The organism is Acidovorax sp. 22279, from assembly GCF_052045435.1.
In the GTDB taxonomy this organism is placed as follows: Bacteria; Pseudomonadota; Gammaproteobacteria; order Burkholderiales; family Burkholderiaceae_C; genus Acidovorax; species Acidovorax delafieldii.
Window position 1 is genome coordinate 48,135 of the sequence record NZ_JBQEOV010000023.1, and the last position, 26,516, is coordinate 74,650.

At 66.1% G+C, this 26,516-nt stretch carries 24 protein-coding genes; 10 read left to right on the forward strand and 14 right to left on the reverse strand.

From position 1 onward, the window contains the following. Positions 1–77 precede the first annotated feature (77 nt). Positions 78–2,285 (reverse strand): cyanophycin synthetase, encoded by a 2,208-nt coding sequence (locus ACTJKQ_RS23010; protein WP_436077594.1) that lies wholly within the window; start codon positions 2,283–2,285, stop codon positions 78–80. A 237-nt stretch (positions 2,286–2,522) separates the two neighbouring features. Here ACTJKQ_RS23010 and ACTJKQ_RS23015 point away from each other — a divergent pair, with 237 nt between their 5' ends. From ACTJKQ_RS23015 to ACTJKQ_RS23025, 3 genes are all read left to right on the forward strand, one after another. Then, positions 2,523–4,829 (forward strand): cyanophycin metabolism-associated ABC transporter, encoded by a 2,307-nt coding sequence (locus ACTJKQ_RS23015; RefSeq protein WP_440598201.1) that lies wholly within the window; start codon positions 2,523–2,525, stop codon positions 4,827–4,829. A gap of 21 nt (positions 4,830–4,850) precedes the next feature. Further along, complete coding sequence (locus ACTJKQ_RS23020; RefSeq protein ID WP_440598202.1) at positions 4,851–5,348, forward strand: cyanophycin metabolism-associated DUF1854 family protein; 498 nt, start codon at positions 4,851–4,853, stop codon at positions 5,346–5,348. Positions 5,349–5,832: 484 nt separating this feature from the next. Beyond that, entirely contained in the window at positions 5,833–6,264 is a 432-nt protein-coding gene (locus ACTJKQ_RS23025; RefSeq protein ID WP_056746930.1) for a hypothetical protein, read from the forward strand. Between the two features lie 289 nt (positions 6,265–6,553). Here the strand turns inward: ACTJKQ_RS23025 and ACTJKQ_RS23030 are convergent, their stop codons facing one another. From ACTJKQ_RS23030 to gspF, 3 genes are all read right to left on the reverse strand, one after another. Then, the gene (locus ACTJKQ_RS23030) at positions 6,554–6,988 is read right to left on the reverse strand and encodes an EF-hand domain-containing protein (protein WP_440598203.1); all 435 of its coding nucleotides are present in this window, start codon (positions 6,986–6,988) and stop codon (positions 6,554–6,556) included. A 174-nt stretch (positions 6,989–7,162) separates the two neighbouring features. Continuing rightward, a complete protein-coding gene (locus tag ACTJKQ_RS23035) occupies positions 7,163–8,089 on the reverse strand; it encodes a 5'-nucleotidase (protein WP_440598204.1) in 927 nt (308 codons plus the stop codon). Positions 8,090–8,093: 4 nt separating this feature from the next. Then, positions 8,094–9,326 (reverse strand): type II secretion system inner membrane protein GspF, encoded by a 1,233-nt coding sequence (gene gspF, locus ACTJKQ_RS23040; protein ID WP_146871643.1) that lies wholly within the window; start codon positions 9,324–9,326, stop codon positions 8,094–8,096. 241 nt (positions 9,327–9,567) lie between these two features. Between gspF and ACTJKQ_RS23045 the strand changes: the two genes are divergently transcribed. Beyond that, complete coding sequence (locus ACTJKQ_RS23045) at positions 9,568–10,317, forward strand: SDR family NAD(P)-dependent oxidoreductase (protein ID WP_056066587.1); 750 nt, start codon at positions 9,568–9,570, stop codon at positions 10,315–10,317. Between the two features lie 43 nt (positions 10,318–10,360). On the opposite strand, the gene ACTJKQ_RS23050 is transcribed toward ACTJKQ_RS23045, so the two are convergent. Next, positions 10,361–11,389, reverse strand: a complete 1,029-nt coding sequence (locus ACTJKQ_RS23050) for an LLM class flavin-dependent oxidoreductase (protein ID WP_440598205.1) — start codon at positions 11,387–11,389, stop codon at positions 10,361–10,363. A 204-nt stretch (positions 11,390–11,593) separates the two neighbouring features. Here ACTJKQ_RS23050 and ACTJKQ_RS23055 point away from each other — a divergent pair, with 204 nt between their 5' ends. The 4 genes from ACTJKQ_RS23055 to ACTJKQ_RS23070 all read left to right on the forward strand — a co-directional run bounded on the left by ACTJKQ_RS23055 (position 11,594) and on the right by ACTJKQ_RS23070 (position 14,510). Then, a complete protein-coding gene (locus ACTJKQ_RS23055) occupies positions 11,594–12,079 on the forward strand; it encodes a CZB domain-containing protein (protein WP_015015652.1) in 486 nt (161 codons plus the stop codon). Positions 12,080–12,404: 325 nt separating this feature from the next. After that, on the forward strand, positions 12,405–13,157 hold the full coding sequence (locus ACTJKQ_RS23060; RefSeq protein WP_440598206.1) for a M48 family metallopeptidase: 753 nt from the start codon (positions 12,405–12,407) through the stop codon (positions 13,155–13,157). 37 nt (positions 13,158–13,194) lie between these two features. After that, positions 13,195–13,986 carry an NlpC/P60 family protein gene (locus ACTJKQ_RS23065; protein WP_440598207.1) on the forward strand — a complete coding sequence of 264 codons (792 nt, stop codon included), beginning with the start codon at positions 13,195–13,197 and terminating at the stop codon, positions 13,984–13,986. Continuing rightward, the gene (locus ACTJKQ_RS23070; RefSeq protein ID WP_440598208.1) at positions 13,983–14,510 is read left to right on the forward strand and encodes a hypothetical protein; all 528 of its coding nucleotides are present in this window, start codon (positions 13,983–13,985) and stop codon (positions 14,508–14,510) included. Before ACTJKQ_RS23065 ends, ACTJKQ_RS23070 begins: the two co-directional genes overlap by 4 nt. Positions 14,511–14,585: 75 nt before the next feature. Here ACTJKQ_RS23070 and ruvC read toward each other — a convergent pair whose 3' ends face one another. Genes ruvC through ACTJKQ_RS23090 form a run of 4 tightly spaced genes read right to left on the reverse strand, consistent with a single transcriptional unit; the run spans position 14,586 to position 17,973 of the window. Then, on the reverse strand, positions 14,586–15,134 hold the full coding sequence (gene ruvC, locus ACTJKQ_RS23075) for a crossover junction endodeoxyribonuclease RuvC (RefSeq protein WP_056066401.1): 549 nt from the start codon (positions 15,132–15,134) through the stop codon (positions 14,586–14,588). Between the two features lie 58 nt (positions 15,135–15,192). Then, positions 15,193–16,185: a phosphatidate cytidylyltransferase gene (locus ACTJKQ_RS23080; protein ID WP_056066583.1), complete on the reverse strand. Its 993-nt coding sequence runs from the start codon at positions 16,183–16,185 to the stop codon at positions 15,193–15,195. A 60-nt stretch (positions 16,186–16,245) separates the two neighbouring features. Next, on the reverse strand, positions 16,246–17,007 hold the full coding sequence (locus tag ACTJKQ_RS23085; RefSeq protein WP_440598209.1) for a lysophospholipid acyltransferase family protein: 762 nt from the start codon (positions 17,005–17,007) through the stop codon (positions 16,246–16,248). 54 nt (positions 17,008–17,061) lie between these two features. After that, positions 17,062–17,973, reverse strand: a complete 912-nt coding sequence (locus ACTJKQ_RS23090; protein ID WP_440598210.1) for an AraC family transcriptional regulator — start codon at positions 17,971–17,973, stop codon at positions 17,062–17,064. A 76-nt stretch (positions 17,974–18,049) separates the two neighbouring features. On the opposite strand from ACTJKQ_RS23090, the gene ACTJKQ_RS23095 reads away from it, so the two are divergent. After that, positions 18,050–19,489 carry a cytochrome P450 gene (locus ACTJKQ_RS23095; RefSeq protein WP_440598211.1) on the forward strand — a complete coding sequence of 480 codons (1,440 nt, stop codon included), beginning with the start codon at positions 18,050–18,052 and terminating at the stop codon, positions 19,487–19,489. A gap of 27 nt (positions 19,490–19,516) precedes the next feature. On the opposite strand, the gene mtgA is transcribed toward ACTJKQ_RS23095, so the two are convergent. From mtgA to ACTJKQ_RS23115, 4 genes are all read right to left on the reverse strand, one after another. Then, on the reverse strand, positions 19,517–20,251 hold the full coding sequence (gene mtgA, locus ACTJKQ_RS23100) for a monofunctional biosynthetic peptidoglycan transglycosylase (protein ID WP_056066393.1): 735 nt from the start codon (positions 20,249–20,251) through the stop codon (positions 19,517–19,519). A gap of 17 nt (positions 20,252–20,268) precedes the next feature. Continuing rightward, entirely contained in the window at positions 20,269–21,123 is an 855-nt protein-coding gene (aroE, locus tag ACTJKQ_RS23105; protein WP_440598212.1) for a shikimate dehydrogenase, read from the reverse strand. A gap of 126 nt (positions 21,124–21,249) precedes the next feature. After that, on the reverse strand, positions 21,250–22,110 hold the full coding sequence (locus ACTJKQ_RS23110) for an energy transducer TonB (protein WP_056746921.1): 861 nt from the start codon (positions 22,108–22,110) through the stop codon (positions 21,250–21,252). Positions 22,111–22,140: 30 nt separating this feature from the next. After that, positions 22,141–24,216 carry a ribonuclease catalytic domain-containing protein gene (locus tag ACTJKQ_RS23115; protein ID WP_440598213.1) on the reverse strand — a complete coding sequence of 692 codons (2,076 nt, stop codon included), beginning with the start codon at positions 24,214–24,216 and terminating at the stop codon, positions 22,141–22,143. A gap of 89 nt (positions 24,217–24,305) precedes the next feature. On the opposite strand from ACTJKQ_RS23115, the gene ACTJKQ_RS23120 reads away from it, so the two are divergent. Beyond that, positions 24,306–25,901, forward strand: coding sequence for a Wzy polymerase domain-containing protein (locus ACTJKQ_RS23120; RefSeq protein WP_440598214.1), 1,596 nt, complete (start codon positions 24,306–24,308; stop codon positions 25,899–25,901). A gap of 30 nt (positions 25,902–25,931) precedes the next feature. On the opposite strand, the gene ACTJKQ_RS23125 is transcribed toward ACTJKQ_RS23120, so the two are convergent. Further along, complete coding sequence (locus ACTJKQ_RS23125) at positions 25,932–26,516, reverse strand: YqiA/YcfP family alpha/beta fold hydrolase (RefSeq protein ID WP_440598215.1); 585 nt, start codon at positions 26,514–26,516, stop codon at positions 25,932–25,934.

Genomic DNA, 26,516 nt, shown 5'->3' on the forward strand with positions numbered 1-26,516 from the left:
ATCAGAGCGCTGGGGCCCTGTTCAGGTCGTGGGATGTGGGGTCAAACAACAAACAAAGGCAAATGCACGAGAGGCCATCACGACCGCAGGGCGGCGGTGGGTACCAGTTCGGGCTCGAAGGTCTTGATGCCTGCGCCGATCAGGTCGGGGGCAATGTCCAGCGCCCAGGCCGTGCCGATGGCGGCCAGCAGGGCGTCGGTGTCTGGCACCACGGCGTTGCGGCCAAAAGTCAGATCAGACAGGGCGCCCAGCACATGCTCGGCGCTGCCCGTGGCCAGCACCACGCGGCCGTTCTTCACGAAGACGGCGCGGCCGTTGTCCTTGGCGCGGTGTTCGGCGATGACGGGCAGCGTGCCGTCCTGCGCATACAGCACCACGTCGCCGTCGGACAGGGGGGCCAGGTCGGCCACCTGGGCGATGGCGGCATTGAGCACCGCAGCGCCTTCGGCCAGCACCACATCCACCTGGGTGCGCATCACCTTGGTCATCTGGTCCTGTTCGTGCACATCGAATTCGGCCAGCGTTTCCACGCCGTCCATGTCGGTCACCACGCCCACCTGGCAGCGGTCATACGCCAGGCCGTCGCGCAGGATGGTGCGGGCGTCGCTTTCGATCACGGCGGCCTGCACCATCTTGTTCATCAGCAGGCGGTGGGCGGCTTCCCAGTGGGCGCAGTCGGTGGCCTCCACGCAGCGACGATCCAGAAACAGCCCTTCGCGGCAGGCCAGGCCGGTGTGGTGCCCGCTCAGGTGCAGCAGCCAGGCCACCACGCGCGAGATGGTCGATGTGCTGCGCGTGCCGGCCACGCCCACCAGCGGAATGCGACCGGCCTGGCCTTCGTCATCGGCGTCGGAGGGGAACAGGTGCTCGGCAATTGCCTGGCCCACAGGGCGCGGCGCGCCCACGGCGGGTTTCAAATGCATGAGCAGGCCAGGGCCCGCGTTGACTTCGACAATCGCGCCGCCCTGTGTGTGCAGGGGCTTGGAAATATCGCGGGCCACCATGTCGATGCCTGCGATGTCCAGGCCCACCACCTTGGCGGCAAGCTGGGCGATGTACGCCACTTCAGGGTGCACGTCGTCCGTGCAGTCCACGGCCACGTTGCCATTGCGCTGCACCACCACTTGGCGGCCAGCGGCGGGCACCGAGTCGGCTTCAAGATCCTGGCGCTTGAGTTCGAGCTGCACCTTGGTGTCGGTGGCCAGGTCGATGATTTCGAGCGGGTACTCTTCTTCGTAACCCCGGCGCGGGTCGGAGTTGAGCTGGGTGTCGATGAGTTCCTTGACGGTGGAGCGGCCGTTGCCGGTGATGGTGACCAGCTCGCCGCGTGCTGCGGCGACCACCTTGCCGCCCACCACCAGCAGGCGGTGCTCGTCGCCAGGGATGAAGCGCTCCACCATCACGTCGCTGCCCTCGGGGTAGGCCACGTGGTAGGCCGCTTCGATGTCTTCCTGCTTGCGTAGGTCCAGCGTCACGCCCCGGCCGTGGTTGCCGTCGGAGGGCTTGACCACCACGGGCAGGCCGATGTCTTGCGCGGCCTCCCAGGCTTCCTCGGGGCTGTTGACGACCTGGCCTTCGGGGATGGGCACGCCGCAGGACTTGAGCAGGCCCTTGGTCAGATCCTTGTCGCTGGCAATGCCTTCAGCAATCGCGCTGGTGTACTCGGTCTCAGCGGTCCAGATGCGGCGCTGGCGGGCGCCATAGCCCAGTTGCACCAGGTTGCCGTCATTCAGGCGGATGTGGGGAATGCCCCGGTCGGTGGCAGCGGTGACGATGCAGGCGGTGCTGGGGCCGAGGTACTGGTCGTCCACCTCGGTGCGCACGCGCGCCACGGCGGCCTGCACATCAAAAGGCTGGTCGTTGATGGCCGCCATGATCAGTGCATGGCCCTGGGCCAGTGCCACGCGGGCCACGCTTTCGTCGCGGGCGCGGAACACCATGCGGTACACGCCGCGCTGGCTGGTGCTGCGCGTCTGGCCGAAGCCGGTGGGCATGCCTGCCAGATTGAGCAGCTCGATCACGATGTGCTCCAGCACATGGCCGCACCAGGTGCCTTCCTGCAGGCGCTGCAGGAAGCCGCCGCGCTCGCCCACGCCGCAGTGGTGCTCGATCAGCGCTGGCAGCCAGGCCGTGAGGCGGTCATTGAAGCCGGGGATGGTGTTGGAGGGGTAGTCCTCCAGCTCGCCCAGGTCCAGCCAGACTTCCAGGACCGGCCGGTAGGTCCAGATATTGGGGCCCCGCAGGTAGTTGATGCGAAGCAGTTGGATGTCGTTGAGTTTCGCCATGGATTGCAGCGGTTGTGGTTCCGGCCTTGGTAAGGGCTGTGCGGTAGGGGGACGAAAGGGAATTTTGTGGACGATGATTGTGCGCCAGTCCAGGGCCTGTGCGCAGTGTCAGCCAAAAGGCCGCCACAGACGTTACAGGAGGATGCCGTCGCACCGTGGCGTGCAGTATCGGTGAGAATTCTTGCTTTCGCGAGAGCGGCCACCGCAGGCAGCCGGTGGCGGAAAACCCAACCAAAAATGCAACATCACCATTCTGTGGACGCCTCGGGTGTCTTTTCTGGCCCTGTGGGGGCCGATTTGCGGGCCATGCTCGCTTCCAAAGAGAACGTGTTGGCGGCTTTGCCGGTTGACCTGAGCGCCACACTGCGCTTTGCGGCGGGGTGGGTGGTGGTGACCTCCGAACGGCTGCTGGCCTGCGACCCTGGTACCACGACCTGGCGCAGCTGGCCCCTGGGTGAAGGGCTGACGCTCAAGCTGCATGACCATGGCGGAGTGGGCTCGCTCGAGCTGCACAACCCCCAGGAGCGCCTGGCCCAGTGGCGCTTTACCCTGGCGCACCATGCGCAGGCGCTGCGCCTGGTGCAACGTTTTGAGCAGCAAAGCGCCCGGGGCGACAGCGGTGCCGAGGACGAAGCCGACGAGCCCGCTTGCCCTACCTGCCACACGCCGCTGCCGCCCGACACCGAAGAGTGCCCGGCTTGTGCCCGTGCCCAGCCACCCCAGACCTCCACCTGGGTGCTGCTGCGCCTGTGGCGTTTTGCGCGGCCCTATCGCAAACAGCTGGCGGCCGGTTTTGCCCTGACGCTGGCGTCCACCGCAGCGACCCTGGTGCCGCCCTACCTCACCATCCCGCTGATGGATGACATCCTGATTCCGTTCCAGAACGGCAAACAGATCGAACCTGGCCTGGTGCTGCTGTACCTGAGCGGCCTGCTGCTGTCGGCGCTGGCCGCCTGGGGCCTGAGCTGGGCGCGCACCTACATCCTGGCGCTGGTGTCCGAGCGCATCGGCGCCGACCTGCGCACCACCACGTACGAGCACCTGCTGCGCCTGTCGCTCGACTACTTTGGGGGCAAGCGCACCGGCGACCTGATGGCGCGCATCGGGTCGGAGACCGACCGCATCAACGTGTTCCTGTCGCTGCACGCGCTCGACTTCATCACCGATGTGCTGATGATCGTGATGACGGCGGCGATCCTGTTCTCCATTAACCCGTGGCTCGCGTTGGTCACGCTGGTGCCGCTGCCCTTCATTGGCTGGATGATCCATACCGTGCGCGACCGCCTGCGCACCGGGTTTGAAAAGATCGACCGTGTGTGGTCCGAGGTGACCAATGTGCTGGCCGACACCATCCCCGGCATCCGCGTGGTCAAGGCCTTTGCCCAGGAAAAGCGCGAGGCCCAGCGCTTTCGCGATGCCAACCAGCACAACCTGGAAGTGAACGACAAGCTCAACAAGACCTGGAGCCTGTTCACCCCCACGGTGTCGCTGCTGACCGAAATCGGGCTGCTGGTGGTCTGGGCGTTCGGCATCTGGCTGGTGTCGCGCAACCAGATCACGGTGGGTGTGCTCACGGCGTTCATCGCCTACATCGGGCGGTTTTACGGGCGGCTGGATTCGATGAGCCGCATCGTTTCGGTCACCCAGAAGGCCGCCGCAGGCGCCAAGCGCATCTTCGACATCCTGGACCATGTGAGCAACGTGCCCGACCCCGTCCAACCCGTCAAGGTGGACAAGGTGCAGGGCGCCATCAGCATGCAGGGCGTGGGCTTCCGTTACGGCAGCCGCGCGGTCATCAAGGGGCTGGATCTGGACATCCGCCCCGGCGAGATGATTGGTCTGGTGGGCCACAGTGGCTCGGGCAAGAGCACGCTGGTCAACCTGATTAGCCGCTTCTACGACGTGAGCGACGGGTCCATCCAGGTCGATGGCATCGACATCCGTCGCTTTGCGGTGGCCGACTACCGCCGCCACATCGGCCTGGTGCTACAGGAGCCTTTCCTGTTCTTTGGCACCATCGCGGAGAACATCGCCTACGGCAAGCCCGAAGCGACGCGCGAGGAAATCGTGGCCGCCGCCCGCGCTGCCCATGCGCATGAATTCATCCTGCGCCTGGCGCACGGCTACGACTCGCTGGTGGGCGAGCGCGGCCAGGGCCTGTCGGGCGGCGAGCGCCAGCGCATCAGCATTGCGCGCGCGCTGCTGATCGACCCACGCATCCTGATCCTGGACGAGGCCACCTCGGCGGTGGACACCGAGACCGAAAAGGAAATCCAGAAGGCGCTCGATAACCTGGTGCAAGGCCGTACGACGATCGCCATTGCCCACCGCCTGTCCACCCTGCGCAAGGCCGACCGCCTGGTGGTCATGGACCGCGGCGAGGTGGTGGAAGTGGGCCCGCACGATGAATTGATGGAAAAGCAGGGCGCCTACTGGCGGCTGTACGAAGCCCAGGCCCGCCGCGCCGAAGAAGATGCGCAGGCGGCGGGCGTGATCATCGACAGCAGCCTGCTGCACCCGGCCCACCCCGCCGGCAACCCCTGAGACGCTGTGAGCGACCCTGCCATGAATGCTTCCCTGACCCCATCGTCGTCCACCCCTGCCTTCCAGCTCACACGCAACCCGCACGGCCGCGTCGTCCTGACCCTGGCCGATGGCACGGCCCATGAGGGCGTGACTCCCGTGCGTGCTTTTCCCATCGCCGCGCCGGGCGAGGGGCTGTCCCTGGTGGGCGCCGACGGTCATGAGCTGCTGTGGGTTCCCCGGCTGGAGGCCGTGACGGGCGCCGCCCGGCAGCTCATTGATGAAGAGCTGGAGGTGCGCGAGTTTGTGCCCACTATCCAGAGAATCCTCACCGTTTCTAGTTTCTCGACCCCTAGCACCTGGGATGTGGAGACCGACCGGGGGCCTGCCCGCCTGGTGCTCAAGGCCGAAGAAGACATCCGCCGCCTGGGCGGGCGCACCCGGCTGCTGATTGCCGGGGGCGACGGCTTGCAGTTCCGTGTGAAGGACACCACGGCGCTGGACAAGCATTCGCGCCGGTTGCTCGAACGCTTTCTTTGACCTTGTAAGGCGGAGTCAAGCCGACTCCGTCCTGGGCTCGGACCTTGTCCTGCCAGCCTTAGGGGCCTGTCTGCGCTCCTTGCAAGACCGTCAAAATGCTCTGTCGGGAATGGGGGCCGGCGGAGACCCCCCTCTTGCGCATTCCTTGCGCACGGCCCGAGCCGCTTACTTCTCTGCCTGTTCCCCTGCAGCGGGTGATGGCCTGCGGGCGCCCGGCCTTCTGACGGCGTGGTGCTGTTGCGACATTCGGCGTGCGCCCAGCGCGCTGTTCGGCCGATTCGGCCCATTCGGGGCACTGTTTGGCACCTTCATGGTCCCTGCCTGACGCTGAACCGTCCCGAAAAGCTGGCTTTTCACTAGGGAAAACCCTAAATTTTGTTCAATCGGTGAAAAAGACCTAAATTCACCCTTCTTTTTGCCGTAATGAATGTACGAAGAGGCCGAAAGACCCTCTGTACCTTTTGTTCAACTACGGGCCAATGTCATGCAAATGCCACCTGTCGATCGATCGCCGTCCTGGCGTCCTCAGGGCGCTGATTTGTATTCCACTGGCGCCTCGGGTGCGCCTCCGGTGCGTCCCATCAACGCTCCCAACCCTGTCGAGTCCATGGACCGGATGGGTGAGGGGGCGATCGTGCGCGAGCCGGACAAACCCTCGGCGCCCGAGGCGCCCAACCGGGACTGGACGGCGGTAAAAAAGAAAGACACCGTCGAAGAGCCGCCGGAGCCTCCCAAAGAGCCGATCTACAAGCAGCTGCTGGAGTTCATCCAGTCGATGTGGCGCGCCAGCGGCAGCGCGGTAGAGGTCGCGCAGGACGTCAACAAGATGACCTTGCAGGAGCGCCTGGCACAGCAGGCCAAGAACGAGCCGCTGACCTACACCGACCCCAAGGTCAAGCGCACCGGTGGCGCCTGAGCAGCTGGCGCTGCCGGGCTGCCTGCCCTGAAGGCGGCCCATTGCGTGCTTTGGCGAGCCCGGTGCAGTGCAGCGAAGCCACTGCGCAGCGGCAAACTGTGACGTACAGGCGCTGCATTCAGTGGGTGCACGGTGCCGTGCGCACAGAAGCTGTGGGTACTGCCTCGATGCGCCAGGTATTATTTGCTATTAATTGGATAGCTGACAGCGCATATTGCACTAGCGCTCCAAGTCGATTGAACTGGTTTTTTTGGGGCTTTGCCGCTTGGCAAAGTGCAACCAGCGTTCCTCACGGACGGGTCTCTGGCGCAGGGGGCGGCGCAGCCGGTGCCGCCGACGTCGCAGCCGCTTGTGCCGCTGCTCGCTGGCGATCACGCTCGGCGCGGTACTTGGCGGCGAAGGCACGGACTTCGGCATACGACACAAAGCCATCGCCATCCGTGTCGGCCTCGTCAAAGGCTGCCGCCAGGCGCGGGAACAGCTTTACCTCAGAGCGGCTGAGCTTGCCGTCTCCGTTGAAGTCCAGCATCTTGAATTCACGTTGTGCCTTCAGCTCGCCCGGGCTCACTGCCGCTGCGAGCTCTGTGGCGGCGTGTGTCTCCGCTGGAGGGGCCGGTGCTGGTGGGGGCGTTTGTGCCAGTGCTGCACAGGCTGCCAACAGGGCCACCGTCGCCAGGACAGGTTTCCGCAGCCACAGGGGCACCCAGGGTTTGCGAATGCGCAAAGTGTTCTCCTTCGAAATCTCAATGGCCATGGTGGCACATGAGGGGCGAGGGCGGTGGTTTGCAACCGAGGCTTTGCAGGCTTTCACCGGGCGTTGCAAGTCTTTGCAGATCTTTTCGCGAGGGCCGGGCACGGAGTGGCAGAGCCCGCAAGCTTGCAGGGAAGGCTTCAGCGATCAGTTCCCCACAACCCGCGCCGGATTCGAGATGCCGCTGTTCACATGCCCTGCAGGCACATGGCGCGCTGCCGATGTGACGTGACCGGTCTGGTCGTCAAAGAAGAAATCGGGTTCGAATTCGCGCAGAAACTCGCCCTTGGGCAGGCCGCCCAGAAACATGGCCTCGTCTACCGCAATGTTCCAGTCCATCAGGGTGCGGATGGCGCGCTCGTGCGCGGGGGCACTGCGGGCGGTGACGAGCGCGGTGCGGATGTGCATGCCGGTGCCACCGGCCTCGCCCGCTGACTGCAGTCGGTGCAAGGCGGCCAGCAGGGGTTTGAAAGGGCCGTCGGGCAGGGGCTGCGCGGCCTTGTCGGTCTCGTGCTGCTGGAAGGCGGCCAGCCCTTCGGCCTGGTACACGCGCTCGGCCTCGTCGGAAAACAGCACCGCGTCACCGTCAAAGGCAATCCGCACCTCGTGGGGATTGGAGTCGCCGGCCTGCACCGACTCCGTCACCACCCGCGCGGCGGGGTAGCCCAGGTGCAAGGCCTCGCGCACGTCCGCCTCGTTGGCGGACAGGAACAAGTGCGCGCCCAGCGGCCGCAGGTAGCGAAACGGGTCGCGGCCTTGCGTGAACACACCGCGCTGGATGGAGGGGAGCCCGTGGGCGTGGCAGGAGCGGAACACGCGCATGCCGCTCACGGGGTCATTGCGCGACAGCAGCACCACCTCCACGCGCTGGTGCTCGGAGGTATTGAACGCGAGCAGCTTGCGCACCAGCGAAAACGCCACGCCAGGCGCAGCAGACACGTCGAGCCGCTGGCGCTGCAGGTCCACGTAGGCGCGGTCGTTGTCCTTTTCGAAGACGCGGTTCTCTTCCTCAAAATTGAACAGCGCGCGCGAGGAGATGGCGACTACCAGCTTGTCGTCGAGCGTCACGGCCATAAGGTCACTTCACAAACTGGTTAAGCTGGATGATCGGCAGCAGCACGGCCAGCACGATGAGCATCACGATCAGGCCCATGCCCACGATGAGCAGCGGCTCCAGGATGGTAGCCAGGGCCATGGCGCGGCGCTGGACCTCTGCCGAGAGCTGGCGGGCCGCGCGCTGTAGCATCACGGGCAGTTGTCCGGTCTGTTCGCCCAGGCGTGCAAACATCGACAGCAGGCCCGGAAAGCGTTTCTTTTGGGCCAGGGCCGAGGCCAGCGGGGCACCCTCGCGCACCAGAACCAGGGCGTCGAGCGCGTCGGCCCGCAGCGCGCGGTTGTTCAGCGTTTCAGCAGCCGCCTGCAAGGCCTTCAGGATCGGCACCCCGGCGCCTGCCAGCATGGCCAGCGTGCCGGCAAACCGTGCTGCGTTGTAGCCGCGCGCCAGTTTGCCCACCAGGGGCAGATTGAGCCAGGCGGCATCAAATTTCTCGCGAATATGGCCGATGGTGAGCGCCCATCTTGTCCCAAGCGCTATCAAAATAAAAGCAATCAACATCACCCAGCCATAGCTGCGCACAAAGGCGCTGAGGCCCAGCATGGCCACTGTCAGGAACGGCAACGCCCGCTTGGTGCCTGCAAACACGCTGGCCACCTGCGGCACCACATAGCCCACCAGGAACAACACGATCACGATGGCCACCAGGGTCACGATGGCCGGGTACAGCGCAGCGCCCACCAGCTTGGCCTTGAGCGCCTGGCGCTCTTCCAGGTCGTCGGCCAGGCGCTCCAGCACCAGGCCCAGGTTGCCGCTGTGCTCGCCCGCACCGATCACGGCGCAGTAGATGTCAGAGAACTCGCGCGGGTGCTGCGAAAGTGCGCGGGCAAAGGTGGCGCCTGCATTGACCTCGGCGCGCAGGGCGGCGACCAGGTGGCGCTGGCGTTCATCGTCGGCTTCTTCGGACAGCGCGGTGAGTGCACGTTCCAGCGGCAGGCCCGACGACACCAGCCCGGCGATCTGCCGTGTCCAGATGGCCAGCCCCGTCGCGCTGAACACCGGCCGGGTGAACAGGCGCTGGCCCAGGCTGGCGGACCGGCCGTCCAGCGACTGGCCCGTCTGCACCAGCTCCACCGCCAGCGGCACCAGCGCCTGGGCCCGCAGCAGGCTGCGTGCGGCCTTGGCGGTGTCAGCCTCCAGGAGGCCTTTGCGGGTCTGGCCCTGGGCGTCCAGGGCTTCAAAGGAAAAAGCAGGCATGCAAATGCGGGCGTGGGTGGTGGGGCGTCAGCGTGGAAATCAGGCAGTCCCGCAACGGACGGATGTCCGCCGCAGGCTCGGCAGCCCCTGATGGTAGCCGCTACCCAAGGCCCAATGCCTCCACCCTGCTTCCATGCCCGGGGCATGACGCAGGTCAAGGCGCTGACGCATGGCACGCGCAGAATGAAAGTTGATCTGTGGCATCAGGTTGCAGGCGTTTGGAACGAACAAGGGGTCTTTCATGCTGAAGAACAAGGTGGCATTGGTAACGGGCGCATCGTCGGGCATCGGCCGCGCGATTGCGCTGGTGTGGGCGCGTGAAGGTGCCAAGGTGGTGGTGTCGGATGTGAATGTGCAGGCTGGCGAGGAAACCGCTGCGCTGGTGCGCGCAGCCGGGGGCGATGCGATCTTTGTGGCGGCCGACGTGGGCAAGCCCGAGGACTGCGAGGCGCTGGTGCAGCGCACCGTCGCCCACTACGGCCGCCTGGACGTGGCCTGCAACAACGCGGGCATCGGCGGCCCGCAGGCGCCTACGGCCGACTACCCGCTGGACGGCTGGGCGCAGGTCATCAACATCAACCTGTCGGGCGTGTTCTACGGCATGAAGTACCAGATCGCCGCGATGCTGAAGAACGGTGGCGGCGCCATCATCAACATGGCGTCTATCCTGGGTTCGGTGGGCTTTGCCACGGCGCCCGCCTACACGGCGGCCAAGCACGGGGTGGTGGGGCTGACCAAGGCTGCGGCCATCGAATACAGCGCGCACGGCGTGCGCGTCAATGCCGTGGGCCCTGCTTTCATCCACACGCCCATGATCAGCGGGTTGGAGCAGGACGCCGGCATCAACGCCATGCTGGTTGGCGCCCACCCCATCGGCCGCCTGGGGCAGCCCGAGGAGGTGGCCGAGCTGGTGACCTGGCTCGCGTCCAGCAAGGCGTCGTTTGTGACCGGGGCGTACTACCCCGTGGATGGCGGCTACCTGGCGCGCTGAAGACCAAGAGCGGCGCCCAGGCGCCCCCCGGCTGCCCAGGTGCTCAGGCCGCGACGGCGGCCTGGTCCAGTGTGGCGTGGGCCTTGGCGGCAATGTCCAGCGAGCGCAGACGCAGCGCAGGGTCGTACACATCGCTCACCAGCATCAGCTCGTCGGCGCCAGTGGCTTCGCTCAGGCTGGCCAGCCCTGCACGCACCGTGTCCGGCCCGCCAATCACGGCCGCAGCCAAAAAGTCGCCAATCGCTGCACGCTCTTGGGGTTGCAGGCGCGCAGCATAGTTCTCGATGGGCGGCAGCAGACGGTGGCGGTCGCCTGTCAAGATGCCGAGCACGCGCTGGTAGGTGCTACTGGCCAGGTAGTCGGCCTCTTCGTCCGTCGGGGCCGCGATCAGCGGCACGCCAATGGCCACATAGGGCTTGGGCCAGGCGGCAGACGGCCGGTACAGATTGCGGTACAGGTCGATGGCCTGGTGCAGCAGGCGCGGCGCAAAGTGTGAGGCGAACGCATATGGCAAACCGCGCTCGGCTGCCAGCTGGGCCGAAAACAGGCTGGAGCCCAGCAACCAGATCGGCACATTGGTCCCCGCACCTGGCATGGCAATCAGGCGCTGGCCGGGCTCGGCAGGGGCCAGCAGGCGCTGCAACTCGGCCACGTCGCGCGGAAAGTCTTCTTCGGTTTCCACCCGGTTGCGGCGCAGTGCTCGCATGGTGGTGGGGTCGGTGCCCGGCGCGCGGCCCAGGCCCAGGTCAATGCGGCCGGGGTACAACTCGGCCAGCGTGCCAAAGGCCTCGGCCACCACCAGCGGGGCATGGTTGGGCAGCATCACGCCGCCCGACCCGACGCGGATGCGCGAGGTGCCACCGGCAATGTGGCCCACCAGCACGGCGGTGGCGGAGCTGGCAATGCCCGCCATGTTGTGGTGCTCGGCCAGCCAGTAGCGGGCAAAGCCCAGTTTTTCGGCATGCTGGGCGGTGCGCAGCGCAATCTGCAGCGCATCGGCCACGGTGCCGCCTTCGCGGACGGCCACCAGATCAAGCATGGAAAGGGCAGGGCGGCGGGGAGTGGAAGTCATGCACGCATTGTCCGGCTGCCGTTGCTTTTGTGCAGGCGGTGGGCGCAGAGCTGGCAGTGGCAGCAGGGTTGCCCACGCACATTTTTACGAAGGGGCCATTTTTTGGTAGCCAAAACGGCGGAGGCGCCACAGAATGTTTCAAGACATTTCCGCGCCGGCTGCCATTTCGCGCTGCGCGGGCCAGTCGCGCAAAAGGGATGACGCATGGGTTTTTTCAGCCGCTTGTTCAAGATCCGGGAGCAGGACCCCACCAGCCCCGAGACCACCTGGGCCATGGAAGACAACGGCAGTGAACTGGTGCTGGACGCCGAATACGCGGCCACGCTGATGACCGAGATCGACATCGACGCCGCCATTGCCAGCCACGAGCGCTGGCGCCTGCAGTTGCAAGACATGGTCAACGGGCGCTCCGATGAAGTCATGCGGCCCGAACGCATCTGCCAGGACGACCGCTGTGACCTGGGCCGATGGCTCTACGGCACGGGCCGGGTGCGCCTGGGGCATTACCCCGCGTTCGACATGCTGGTGGCGCGGCACAAATACTTTCACCAGCAGGCGGCCGACGTGGTGACAGCTTTCCAGTCGGGCGACCAGCCCAAGGCAGCGCAGCTGCTCAACGGCAGCTGCCGCCACGCATCCAACCAGGTGCTGCTGCTGCTCAAGGAGCTCAAGCGCGGGCTGGGGCGCTGAGCCGCACCACCCCGGGTGGTGGCATTTTCTGCCAAGCCGTTCGGCCTTCTGAAGCAGCAATCCTCTGCCGCTGCGCGCGTCGCGCCGCGCGAAGGTGGATGTGTCGCCAGCGATACCTTTTTTAGAGCGCACGTGAACGACGCTTTGGCGCACTGACCGCACCGAGCATCGGCACACAGCTCTTACATCTGCAGACAGGACCCACCGCCGGAATCGGGAGAGGGCGTCGCTATATTTCGGCGCACTTGAGAACCTTTGCTTGCACAAGGTTGCTCAATAAAACATCCATACCTAAAGCAACGATACAGAAGAGAGAGGGAATTCGATGGACCGCCGCCAACTACTGACGCTTGTGACCCTGGCATCCGGCGTGAGTGCCGTATCGCCCGTCTGGGCACAGTTTGACCTGGGCAAGATGCTCGACGCGGGCAAGGACCTGGCCAAATCCGAGTCGATGACCGACGACGAGGTCAAGGCTGCCTTTGACCAGATGGCCGCTGAAAGCGACCGCCAAAACCGCATTGCTCCCGCTGGCAACCCCTACGCCACGCGCCTGAACAAACTCACGGCGGGCTTGGGCACGTATGACGGCCTGAAGATGAACTTCAAGGTCTACCTCACCCCCGACATCAACGCCTTTGCCATGGCCAACGGCACCATCCGTGTGTACTCGGGCCTGATGGACAAGTTCACCGATGACGAAGTGCGCTACGTCATCGGCCACGAAATCGGCCACGTCAAAAAGGGCCACAGCAAGGCCCGCATCCAGGCGGCCCTGCGCACCAGCGCCCTGCGCAATGCCGTTTCGTCCAGCAACAGCCGTGCCGGCGCCATCGCCGACTCGCAACTGGGCGATCTGTTTGAAAAAGTGGTGCGCGCCCAGCACTCCCAAAGCAACGAACGCGAGGCCGACGATTACGCGATGGGCTTCATGAAAGCCAAGCGCTACCAGCCTGGCGCCTGCGTGAGCGCACTGGAAAAGCTGGCCGCGATGTCGGGCGGTGATTCGAGCAACTTTCTGTCCACCCACCCCTCGCCGAAGGAGCGGGCGGAGCGGATGAAGACGCAGTTGGCGTGAAAGCCTTGAACATCCAGCGAGCGCATAGGAGACGCCGATGATCACGGATACCGTTGGCCAAGGCGGCCGCAATTCCTTGAACGACACCATGATCGTTCAGCGGTTGCTGAACGAGATTGACATGCCGGGTGTTCAGCAACTGGTGGCAGATGGTTCGCCCGGGGCGCGGACCATTTTCAAGATTCAGGCCTTTCAACGCAGCATAGGCATAACGCGTCCGGATGGGTTGATTCGGCCTGGCAGCAAAACAATGACCGAGCTCATGTGCCGGGCTGACGCCGAAAACACGGTGCAATCGAAGCTTGCCTTGACCAACCCCGCGCCCTCCAGCGCTGATTTGGGGGCTCCTTGGATCGCGACGGCCGAACGCGAACTGGGTCAGAAAGAAGTGGCAGGTGCCAGCGCCAATCCGCGCATCATGGAGTATCACAAGGCCGCGAAATACTGGGCCAAGGATGATTCAGGCAAAAAGGATGCTTGGTGTGGATCGTTCGTGGCATGGGTCATGTCCCAGCACGGCTACTTGCCTCCTCCAAACGCGTTCAGAGCCAAGGAGTGGTCTAACTTCGGCGTGGAACGCAAGAGTCCCGTGTATGGGGCCATCTGTATCAAAAGCAGGTCTGGCGGAGGGCACGTGGCGTTTGCAGTCGGCCAGAGCCGTGATGGCAAACACTACTTCATGCTTGGAGGCAATCAGGGCAATGAAGTCAATATCAGTCGATATCCTGCGAGTGTCTGGGATGCATTCACCTTTCCCTCCGGATCGGCGCAGGGCAAATCTTTGCCAGTTTTTCAGGGGACATCCTCTGAAGCGGGGAGTGAGTCATGAGTTTGCGCGCTAGCGTGGTGGTAGCCACATTTATCGCGGGTTCCTGGTTCAACACCGACGGTGCCTTTGCGGTGACGATGCCAGCCGCAGGAGAAACGAACTCTGCCGAAGCCATGGCGTCTGCCGAAAGGGAGTTTCTGGCAAAAGCGATTGCGCAGACGCCCTACTCGGCCCTTGTTGTTCACACCCGCGTGGACATAGCTCCACTGCACAATAAAAGTGCGCACCACGAGGCAGCTGACGTAGTGACCGAGGAGCGTCACATCTATCACGCACGCGTGTTGGAGACCTTTCGAGGCAAACCCGTTTCAACCATCCGTTATGAGATGGTGGTGGAGCGGGGAGAAGGGGCGGAGATTGATACCAAACCGCAGATTCTGACGCTCTGCTCAGGGCCGCGTGGCCTCTACTGGCCTGGGACTGGGGCCAGCTTTGATGCAGTTCAGTCGTCGATCCTTTTGGCCAGGCGCGTAGCGCGCGAGACGTCATCCCTACCGCCTCGAGGCTACTCACAGTGCAACTGATCCAAGTGCGTCTGTCAGGTGCAGTATGGGCGATGCTCCAAACCTAGGTACTTCGACGTTGGCAATGGCGGGATTTCAATAACTCCGCCCATCCTTGTACATCGCATGCTGCCGCCGATTCAGCGTGGCGGCTTCACCCAGGCGGCCCATGGCGGAACCGGCGTGTGCATGGGTGATTGCCATGCCCAGGCCGTCGGCTGCGTCCGTGCCCGGCAGGCCTGGCAGCTGCAACAGCCGTCGCACCATTTCCTGCACCTGGCTTTTGGCGGCGCGGCCGTGGCCGACCACGGCTTTTTTCATCTGCAGCGCGGTGTATTCGGCCACGGGCAGATTGCTGGCCACCAGGGCGGTGATGGCGGCGCCCCGCGCCTGTCCCAGCAGCAGCGTGGACTGGGGATTGACGTTGACGAACACGATCTCGACCGAGGCCACATCGGGCTGGTAGCGGGCTGCGACCTCGGTGATGCCGTCGAACAGGATCTTCAGGCGCCCGGGCAAGTCGCCCAGCGCGAGGGTGGTGGTGCGGATCGTGCCGCTGGCCACGTAGCTGAGCTTGTGGCCGTCCATGTCCACCACGCCGAAGCCGGTGGTCTGCAGGCCGGGGTCAATACCAAGGATGCGCATTTGCTCTCGTTTTTATAGCTATTGGGGCAATGGGAACTAGCGCTATCGGCCGATTCTTCTACAAGCCGAAGTACCAGCGTGCCGAATGGAAGAACACGGGCGCTGCAAAACACAGCGCATCCACCCGGTCGAGCAAGCCCCCGGCACCGGTGACGGACATGCCCTGCATGCCCCAGCTGGTGATGCCGCGGTCGCGTTTGAGTGCTTTCATCACCAGGTGCCCCAGGCTGCCCGCCACGCAGGCCAGCAGCGCCATGCCCAGCGCCTGGCCGGGTTTGAAGGGGGTGATGAAGGTCAGCAGACCGCCTGCCAGGCCCCCGGCGGCCACGCCTGCCAGCCAGCTGGTCCACTGAAAGCTCTGGCTCACTTGCGGCGCCACCGGTTTGTGCGGAAAGCGCCGCCCGAGCAGGTGCTGCACCAGCATGCAGGTCTGCACCACAAACACCAGAAAGAACACCAGAAACGCGCCCTTGTCGCGGTAGCCCGGGAAGTCGAGCAGCAGCAGCGCGGGCACGTGGCTCATGCCGTACACGCAGACCATGATGCCCCACTGCAGCTTGGCATTGCGCTCCAGAAACCGCTGGGGGTCGTTGGCCAGTGCGCTCACCACGGGCAGCGCCAGAAACACGTACACCGGGATGAACACGGTGAACAGGTCGAAGTGCTTGCTGCCCACCAGCCAGAACTGCAAGGGCAGCACCACGAAGAATGCCAGCACCAGGCTGCGGTGGTCGCCCCGGCGCGTGGGCGACAGGGTGATGAACTCGCGCAGCGCAAAAAAGCCCACGATGGCAAACAGCACCGTGGCCACCGTTTCGCCCAGCACCCAGCCGATCCAGAACACCGTAGCCATGACCCAGGAGGTCTTGAGCAGCCCCCAGAAGCGCTTGGCTTCCAGGGCCCGGGCTTCTGCTTCGGGGTCGTCGCTGGCGTGCTCGCGCAGATTGCGCACGAAGGCCCACACGGTGACGATGGACAGGATGCCGAACACGACCAGGAACAAGGCCCCGATCTGCTGGGTGGCGGTGAGGTTGCGCAGGAATTGGTTCATGTCAGCGCGCGCTCCGGGGCGCAGCATTCGGCAAGGTCAGGGGCTTCGGACGGGTCATGCTCAGACTTCCCGCAGAGCGATGACGGCGCGGCGCGCGCGGTCAAGGAACGGGCGGCGCTCTTCACCCGCTTCGAGCTGGATGGGCGCGCCAAAGGTCACCGAACACAGGATGGGCACCGGCACCACCTCGCCCTTGGGCATCACGCGCTGCACGTTGTTGATCCATGCGGGCACCAGCACCACCTGCGGAAACATCTGTGCCAGCTTGAACAGGCCGGATTTGAACGACTGGGGCTCGTCGCCATGGCCCCGCGTGCCTTCCGGGAAGATCACGATGGAGTCGCCGCTCTCGAGCGCGCGCACCAGCGGGGCCAGCGGGTCGGATTCGGGCAGGGCGGCGCGCAGTTCCTCGGGGGTAGGTACGCGGGGCGGCACTTCGGGCGAAGGGTCTGGGCCACCGGCGGCGGCCGTGTCTGCATCGCTCGGCGTGGCTGGTGCCCCAGTGGGCTCGGCCGCCACCGGCGCAACCGGCCGCGCGGGCGTGGCCTGGCGGTCCACATACACGGCGTTGAACACGGCGGTGGTGATCCACTGCCGGAACGGCGTCTTCGTCCAGTAATCCTTGGCAGCGATGGGCCGCGTGATGCTGCGCAGCTCTTCGGGCAGCGCCGCCCAGATCAGCACCATGTCGGCATGGCTCTGGTGGTTGGCAAAGTAGATACGCTGCTCGGCCTTGGGCGGGCAGCCATACCAGCGGGCCTGGGAGCCGGTGAGAAACCGCACGATCCCCAGCAGAAGGAAACTCATCAACTTGGCAAGCATGGCGGGGATGATACGGGCGCCGGGCCTGCATGCCAGGCAAGGATCTGGGCAGCGCTACACCCAGATGCGATAGGCCCAGAAAGCTTCGTCCCCATAGATGCCGTCATACAGCGCCTGCGGTGCATAGCCCGTGATGCGGCGCGTGACGCGGCACAGGTGCGACTGGTCGGAGAACCCGGCGCCCGCTGCGACATCCGCCCATTTGACGCTGCCTTGGGATGCATCGGCCGCGATGGTGTCGAAGAACGCCTGCTCGGCCTTGCCAAAGCCGCGCAGCTCGCGCAGGGGCAGCCCGGCCCAGCGCTTGATGCGCCGCTCCAGCTGGCGCAGGCTGCGGCCGGGGGCCGACAGGGCGGCGCGCTGCGCCAGGTGCGCGGCCCAGTCGCCGTAGCGCTGTGTGGGCAAGGCTTGGGCGGGGCGGCAGGCTTGCCAGCGGGGCTCCAGGAAGTCCTCCAGGTGCTGCAGGCGGGCCGCGTTGTCGGGCAGGTTCTGCACTGCCTCGCACAGCGCCACCCAGTCGGGTGACAGCAGCGATTGCGCGTCTACCATGCGGTCGGTCAGGGCGCCGGGGTCTACGCCGGTGAGCTGGTGCAGCGCGTCGGGCATGAACATCACCATCATGGCGTGTGTGGGCCCTGCGCAGTAGCTGGAAGTGGGGCGCGTCTGCGGGCCTGCCAGCACCCAGCGGCCGGGGTAGGCCTCGCGCGGGCTGTGTTCCGTGGGCATGGTGTCGGGGCGCTCGGCCACCAGGGCCTCGCTGCGGCCTTCAAACCACCAGCTCAGGCTGCACAAGGGGGATGCGGGGAACCGGTTGATGCGCTGCGCATCGCTGAGCGCATGGCCCACCGTGCTGCGCGCCATGGCGGCACGCAGGCAGGCCGTGAGGCTGGCGCGCGGCAGCCACAGTTCCCCCGAGGGGATCAACCCGGCAGGGTGCCGGTGGGAAAGGGGGGCCAAGCTTGCCATGGGGCGCGAGTGTAGGCGACGGGTGCTGTCGCAATCGTTCAATACCGACTCGTCGCTGCGCTGCAGCATGTGGGGCATGAACTCGCCCACAGTCACCACGTCCTCTGTTACTTCTCCCACTCCTCCCCCCACGCCTGCAGCGCCACGCGGCCCGCGAACCCGTTGGTGGGGCCTGCCGCTGCTGCGCGCCATGCGGGCCGACTACCTGGGCTTTGTCACTCAACTGCAGCGCGAGCATGGCGACCTCACCCGCATGCGACTAGGGTATGAAGATGCGTGGGACCTGATGCACCCCGACCTCGTGCGCGAGGCACTCGTCACCCATGCCGACCAGCTCATCCGCTGGGAGCGTGGCATTGCGGTGTTTGAAGAAGTGTTTGGCCAGAGCGTGCTGGTGACCGAAGGCGACACCTGGCAGCGCCAGCGCCGCATGCTGATGCCCGCCTTCACCCCCAAGCGGGTGGCAGGCTACGCGCAGCTGATGACCGAGGCCGCCCGCAGCGCGCTCGACGCTGCCGTACCGCCGGGCCAGCCCGGTGCTCAGGTGCCGGTGGATGCGCTCTGGACCGATGTGGCCATGGATGTGATCCTGCGCACGCTGTTCAGCACCTCGGCGCAGGCCGATGCGCGCGAAGCCGCCTGGGCCACGCAGACGCTGTCGGAAGCCGCCTTCCGCGAAATGTTCATGCCCTTCACGCTGCCCGACTGGCTGCCCCTGCCGGGCAAGGCGGCCAAGCGGCGGGCTATCCGGTCGCTGAAGGGGCTGGTGTGGCGCCACATCCATGCCCGCCAGGCCGAGGTGCCCCCGCCCGATGCCCCTGCGCGCACGGACCTGCTGCAGATGCTGCTGGCCCTGCGCGACGAGGAAACCGGCGAGGCCTTGTCTGCGCAAGAGGTGTTTGACCAGTGCATCGTCAGCTTCCAGGCCGGACACGAAACCAGCGCCACCACGCTGCTGTGGTGGACCCTGCTCATGGCCCAGCACCCCGAGGCCGCGCAGCGCGCCCAGGCCGAGGTCGATGCCGTGCTGCAGGGCGGCACCCCCGGCCCCGAGCATCTGGCCCAACTGCCCTGGCTGGGCGCCACGCTGAAAGAGGCGCTGCGCCTGTACCCACCCATCGCCGCGCTGATGAGCCGCCGCACCACCGCGCCCATCACGCTGGGCGGCGTGCCGGTGCCCCAGGGCGCCATGCTGCGCATCACCCCCTGGGTGCTGCACCGCGATGCGCGCTGGTTTGCCGAGCCGGACCGTTTTGTGCCCGAGCGGTTTCTGGACGGCGCTCCGTCCATTCCTCGGGGCGCGTGGATTCCGTTCGGCCTGGGGCCGCGCGTGTGCATTGGCCAGCACTTTGCGATGCTGGAGATGACACTGCTGGCGGCCATGCTGCTGCAGCGGTACACCGTGCGGCTGCCGGCGGGGGGCGCCGTGGGGGCCCCCAGGTTTCAAGTGACACTGCGGCCGGAGGGGGCGTCTGCGCTGTGGCTGCAGCGGCGCGATGCGCCGCTGGGGCGATAAGGCGCGCTGCTTACCTGTGGGTGAAGTTCAGGGCAACTCCGCGCCGCCCATGCGCCCCAGGATCGTGCGTGTCCGTCCTGCCAGATACGCCGAGCCGGGCGTTTTCTCAAAGCGCTTGGGCGCGGGCAGCATCACGGCCAGGCGCGCGGCTTCGGCAGTGCCCAGGCGGCTGGCGCTCTTGCGGAAGTAGTGCTGCGCGGCCGCCTCGGCGCCGAACACGCCTTCGCCCCATTCCACGTTGTTGAGGTAGATCTCCAGGATGCGCTGCTTGGAGAGCAACTGCTCCAGCGCCAGCGTGAGCACGAACTCCTGCCCCTTGCGCAGCAGCGTGCGTTCGCCCGACAGCAGCAGGTTCTTGGCCAGCTGCTGGGTGATGGTGGAGCCACCCCGGATCTTGGGCGCACGCACAGGGCGCTCGGGGGCGCGGGCCTGCGCCTTGCTGGCCAGGGCTTCGGCCTTGGCGTTGCGCTCCCAGGCTTTTTCGATGGCGTTCCAGTCCACGCCGTCGTGGTTCACAAAACCATCGTCTTCCGAGGCGATGACGGCGCGCTTGAGATGGTCGGAGATGTCCGCGTACGGCACCCATTGCTGGCGCCAAGGCACGTGGCCTTTGCTGGCCAGCAGCGTCCAGGCTTCAGAGCGCTGGAAGGTGGTGGATTGGGGGTTGATCGCCACCATGGCGGCAATGCGCAGCACGAAGAACAGCTGCAGCGCCACGAAGGCGATCACCAGCAGTCCCAGCCAGCGCAGCACGGCTTTCATCGGGGCGTCCTCGGGGCTCAGGCCGCCATGGATTGCTGCATTTCGCGCAGCACCTGGGCCGAAGGCGGGCGCACACCGCGCCACAGCAAGAAGGCTTCAGCGGCCTGTTCCACCAGCATGCCCAGGCCGTCACGGGGCTCCGCACCGTGCTGGCGCGCCCAGTCGATGAAGCCTTGCGCTGCGGGGCCGTACATCATGTCGTAGGCCAGAGCGCCCGGGCGCAGCACGCTGGCGGGGACCGGCACACCGCCGCCAGAGAGGCTGCTGGCCGTGGCGTTGATGATCACATCGAAATTGGCCGATAGCGCTAGTGGATCTTGTGCCGACAGCTCTGCTTTTTGTAGCGCTGCCAGTGCGCTGTGCGACTGCACCAGCGCTTGCGCCTTGGCCAGGGTGCGGTTGGCCACGGTGATGTGGCGGACGCCTGCCAGCAGCAGCGGGCCCAGCACACCTGCGGCCGCGCCACCGGCACCCACCAGCAGCACGTCGCGCCCGGCCAGCGACACCCCTGCGTTGTGCGTGATGTCGGCCACCAGGCCCAGACCGTCGGTGTTGTCGGCGTAGATGCTGCCGTCGGCGCGAAAGGTGAGCGTGTTGGCGGCGCCCGCCAGCCGCACGCGCTCGCTGCACTCGGTCGCCAGGCCCGGCGCGTCGGTCTTGAAGGGCACGGTGACGTTACAGCCGCGCCCGCCCTCTGCCGCGAACGCGCGCACGCCTTGGGCAAACCCATCCATGGGCACCAGGCGGCGTTCGTAGGCAATGTGTTCACCGGTCAGCTCGGCAAAACGGGCGTGGATGGCAGGCGAGCGGCTGTGGGCGACCGGGTTGCCCATCACGCAGTACAGGTCGGCAGGGGAGGCGGGGGATGTCATGGGTGGCTAGGGCGGCGTGGGGCTGGCGGTACGGGCGGCCGTGCGGTGTGTTCTGTGGGGCGGGCAGGTGGACGTGGAGGCCTTGGCGGCCTGCGAGAAGGGCCTCGCTGCGCACCCGCCGGGCAGTTACTTCACAACGGTTTCCAGGGTCTGGTCGCGGGTGAACTTGAAGCGCGCCACCATGGCGATCTGGTCGGCCTTCTTGCGCATCTCGGCATCAAAGGCGCCAAACGGCCCTGCGGCGCGGGCAATGGCTTCGGCGCGGCGGTCCAGCGTGCCGTTGCCTGAGCCTTGCACGATCTCGGTGCCCAGCACGCGGCCGTCATGGTTGACGGTGACGATCATCGTCAGCTCGCCGTACAGCTTGCGCCCGCCCTGCTCCGGGAAGTTTTCGGTGCCCTTGTCCTCGACCTTGCGGCGCAGCGCGTCGTAGTACACGGCGTAGGCTTCCTCGCGGGTGGCGGGGCTGATGTAGCGCTTCTTGGGGCGCGAGTTTTCTTCGTTGATGCGTTTTTCTATCTCGGCCAGCAGCTTGACCAGCTGGCGGCGCTTTTCCTGCTCGCTGGCCTGTTCTCCGCTCTGGCTGGCCTGGCGCGGATCGGGCGCGGGCATGGTGGCCAGCTGCTTGCGCAACTGGGCCAGCAGCTGGGCCTGCTGCTCCTGCATCGCGTCCATCTTGCGCTGGGCTTCTTCGTAGTCGTCACCGATGGTGGTCAGGGCCGAATAGGGCAGGGGGCTGGTGGCCCGGCCCTTCTCTGCATCGCCACCGCCTGCCAGGTTGGCCTGGGCAATCGCCTGGGCCTTGTCGGGCCGCTCGTTCGACTTGGCGTTGACCAGGATGACTTCGAGCGGCGTGTCCTGGAACACGCGGTTGAAGCCCTCGGGGTCGATGAAGCGCACCGAGATGAGCGCTGCGTGCACGGCGATGGAGACGCCCAGCGCAAGCTGCAGCGTGCTGAAGGTGCGGAGGAAGGCAGGGAGTTTCATCGCCGGCAATTATCAGGGGCTGTCCGGGGCTTAGGCGGCCGGTGCTGCTGCAGTGGCGTCGGCGGGGGCCTCGTTCACGTCCACGGCAATGGCGATGGGCCCCGCCACGGTGTCGTCGTCCTCGGCATCGTCCACCGGGCCATCGTCGCTGGTGTCGGCGGGGTCGTCCAGGCGCTCGATCACGGTGCCGTGGATGTCCAGGGTGATTTCGTCCACCTCGCCCAGCTTGACCTTGAGGCGCGCGCCGCGCGGCAGGTTTTGTGCGCCCAGCACGGGGAACACGAGCGGAATGTCGTCGGCGCGGACAAGGAAACTGCCGCCCGGGCCTTCCTTGAAGACCGTGGCGTTCAGTTCGGTGATGCCGTTCTGCTCCACGTATTTGAGCGTCCAGAAGCGTTCCATGCCAGCCTGGTAGCCGTTGTAGGCGCTGTAGGCGGCGTCAAAGCTGCTGATGATGGAAAACAGGTCGGCGTCCTTGGGCTTGAAGGGCGCGGCCAGTGCGGCCGTCTTGCCATGGCGGGCGCAGGCAATGATCTGCCACTGGTTGACCAGATCGGTGTAGCGGCGCAGGGGCGAGGTGGCCCACGAGTACGCCTTCACGCCGATGCCCGCATGCGGCAGGGCCTTGGTGCCCATGCGCACCTTCACGCCCGGCGCCATGCTGGCCTGGCTGCGGTAGATGCCGGGCACGCCCAGCTCGGCCATCCAGCTGCCCCAGGTGCTGTTGGCCACGATCATGGCCTCGGCCACGATCAGGTCCAGCGGTGCGCCGCGCTGGCGCACGCTGATCTGCACCTGCTCGTCGCCCGTGGGCTCGGCACCGTTGTTGCCGACGAGGCGGAAGTTGTAGTCTGGCCGGTTGAAGTTCTCCGGCTTGCCGCGCACCACCTCGCGGCGTGCCTTGAGGTCCTTGGCCAGACGATGCAAAAATGATAGCTTAGGACGCAGGTCAGACAAGCGCTGGGGGTCGTTTTGATGCTCAAAAGCTGGGTTGGACAGCCATTCTTCCGTCACCACCGCATCGAGCTGGTCGTGGCGCAGGTTGGCGGCCACGTGCACGCGCTCCAGCCGGGTCTCGGACCCCTTGAACTCCAGCGTGGCCTCGTCGATGGTCACATACAGAGACACGGCCGGGTTGGCGCGGCCTTCGTCCAGCGTGTAGGTCTGCACCACGTCATCCGGCAGCATGGTGATCTTGTAGCCCGGCATGTACACGGTGGACAAGCGGGCGCGTCCGAGCTGGTCGATGGCGCTGCCCGGCTGGATGGCCAGGCCGGGTGCGGCGATGTGGATGCCCAGCACCACGGTGCCGGTGCCCAGGCCTTGTACCGACAGCGCATCGTCGATTTCGGTGGTCTGCGAATCGTCGATGGAGTACGCCTGTGCGGACGACAGCGGCAGCTCGTCGGCAATGACGGGCGCCGTGAGCGCGGGAAAGCCCGTGCCCTTGGGGAAGTTCTCGAACAGAAAGCGCTTCCAGTGGAACTGGTAGGCCGAATCGATGGCGCCCGCTTTTTGCAGCAGGTCCAGCGGTGCGGTGTGCGTGGCGCGGCTGGCCTCGACCACGGCCTTGTATTCGGGCGCGTTCTTGTCCGGCTTGAACAAGATCTTGTAGAGCTGGTCGCGGATGGGCTGCGGGCATTCGCCGCGTCCGAGCGCTGCGGCCCACTCGTCGATCTGCGCCAGGATGGCCTTTTTCTTCTCGATGGCGGCCAGCGCCTGCTGCAGGATCTCGGCCGAGGCCTTCTTGAAGCGGCCCTTGCCCGCGCGGCGGAAGTAGTGGGGCGCGTCGTACAGGCGGAACAGCGCACCGGCCTGCTGGGCCAGCGTGGCGTTCTCGGAGAAATAGTCTCGCGCCAGGTCGGCAAAGCCAAATTCGTCTTCGGGCGCGAACTCCCAGGCCAGGTCCAGCTCGATGGTCTCGGCCACGGCCTGGGCCTGGGCGACGAGTTCTGCCGGGGCGGGTTTTTCGAACTTCAGGAGGATGTGGGCGGCCTTGACCTTGACCCGTTTGCCCGAGTCCAGCTCCACTTGGGCGGAGGTATCGGCTTCGGACAGGATACGGCCGGCGAGAAATTTGCCGGCTTCTTCAAACAATGCGTGCATGGCGGCGATTGTCCCATGGGCGCCAGCGGGTACCCGGGCAGCCGCGCATATGATCCACGGCGCGCCCTTTCTGCCCGACCTGCCATCCCATGCCCTTTGCCACCATGGCCACGCCGCTGACACTGCTGGCACTGGCGCTGCCGTTCCTGTTCTGCTTCACGCAGGCCCCCATCAACAACTTCTGGCCCCTGCTGGCGTCCTGGGGCTGCGGCGCGGTGCTGGTGCTGCTGGCCCTGGCTCGCTGCGGCAGTTCGCCGGGGCGGTATCAGGAAGGGGAGACCGGGGTTGCGCCAGCCCTGGTCTCGAGCCGGATGCTGGCGGCCGGCCTTCTCGTAGCGGCACTGATCAGTGCAGTCATCGGGCTGCTGCAGTACTTTCTGGGGGACCCTGGCCTGCCAGGAGTGCAGCCCTCCGCGCTGGGGCAGGCCATTGGCAACCTGCGCCAGCGCAATCAGCAGGCAACGTTGCTAAGCCTGGGCGTTTGGGCGCTGTTGTGGGTCCTGGCCCAGAGGCAGGCACGTCTGCAACACCCAGGCATCGCCACCCCCGTGCAGAGAGGAAAGGCTTGGCCCGGGTGGTTGACGGGGTTGCTGGTGGCCTGGGCGTTGGCGTTGCTGGCGATGTCGAGTGCCGCCACGGCATCACGCACCGGGGCCGCGCAGTGGCTCTTGATGCTGGGGCTGATGTTGTGCTGGCGCGTGTCGTGGGGGCGCCTGGTCCTGGGGCTGGGATTGGTGGGGCTGGTGTTGTATGGCGCAGCGGCCTGGCTGCTGCCCCGTTTACTGCTGGACTGGACCGGGTTCGCATCGGATGGGCTGTTTGTGCGCATCCTCGACGAAGAGCCTGGTTGCACCAGCCGCCGCGTGCTGTGGGCCAATGTGCTGCACCTGATCGCTCAAAGGCCCTGGGTGGGCTGGGGCTGGGGGGAGCTGGACTACGCGCACTACGTCACCGTGTTCCCGGGCGAGCGGTTTTGTGTGTTGCTGGACAACGCTCACAACCTGCCCCTGCACCTTGCGGTGGAGCTGGGCGTGCCGGTGGCGCTGATCTTTTGCGCCGCGGTGGTGGTGTGGGTGCTGCGCGAAAAGCCCTGGCGCGAGACCGATCCAGCGCGGCAACTGGCCTGGGGCATCTTGGCGCTGCTGGGTCTGCACAGCCTGCTGGAGTTTCCGCTGTGGTACGGCCCGTTCCAGCTGGTCACGGTGCTGGCCGTCGCGTTGCTGTGGCGCTGGCAGCTGCCCGGCTGGGCAAGTTCGCTGGGCGCACGCCGGGGGGCGGCCGGCATCATCGTGGCCGCGCTGGCAACAGGGGCCTACGTGGGCTGGGATTTTTATCGCGTCGGCCAGCTGTACAAACCGCTCGCCGACCGGCCGCCGTCCCTGCGCCAGGACACCGTTCGCAAGGTGGGTAACACCCCTTTCTTCACCGATCAGGTCGATTTTGCGCTGCTGACCACCATCGAGCTTTCGCCCAGCAACGCGGGCCAAGTCTTTGGGGTGGCCAACAAGCTGCTGCACTTCTCGCCCGAACCCCGGGTGGTCGAGCCGCTGATCGAAAGCGCCACGATGCTGGGGCTGGACGACGAGGCGGCGTTTCACCTCAAGCGATACCGCGCTGCGTACCCGGCGGACTATGAGCGGTGGCGGGAGCAGGGTCGGCGGATTTCGTCACACCTCAAGCCCTGACCGGATGCGCGGCGGACGGCCTCCGCGCATTCAGGCCAGCCGCAGAAACTGGCTCACCAAGGGCAGGTAGTCCCCATAGTTGCTCAGCGCGTGGTCGCCTCCCTCCAGTACCACCTGCTTGGCCTGCGGGTAGCGCCCCACCATCTCACGCCAGTCCAGCACTTCGTCGCCCTTGGCAACGATGGCCAGCTCAGGGGCTGCGGGCGAGCGACCCCGCATGTCCAGGGCCTGCAACTCGTCGATGTACTCCGGCAGAAAATAAAAGCGCTCGCTCGGGTCATGCCAGCTGGTCTGCTCGCCGATGTAGCGGGCCAGATCACGTGCCGGGTCCACGGCGGGGTTGAGCATCACGCTGGGGCAACCCGCGTGCTGCGCCACCCAGCTGGCGTAGAAGCCGCCCAGCGAAGAGCCGATCACGGCCATGGACGGCCGGGGCCAATCGGCAATGCCCTGCGCCACGAGCGCCATGGCGGCCCGCGGCGATGGCGGCAACTGGGGGCACCAGAAAGTCACGGAGGGGTGGTGGGCTGCCATGTAGGCCGCAGTCTGGCGGGCCTTGGACGACGAGGGGGACGAGCGAAAACCGTGCAGATACAGCAGGTGGGTGGTGGTCAT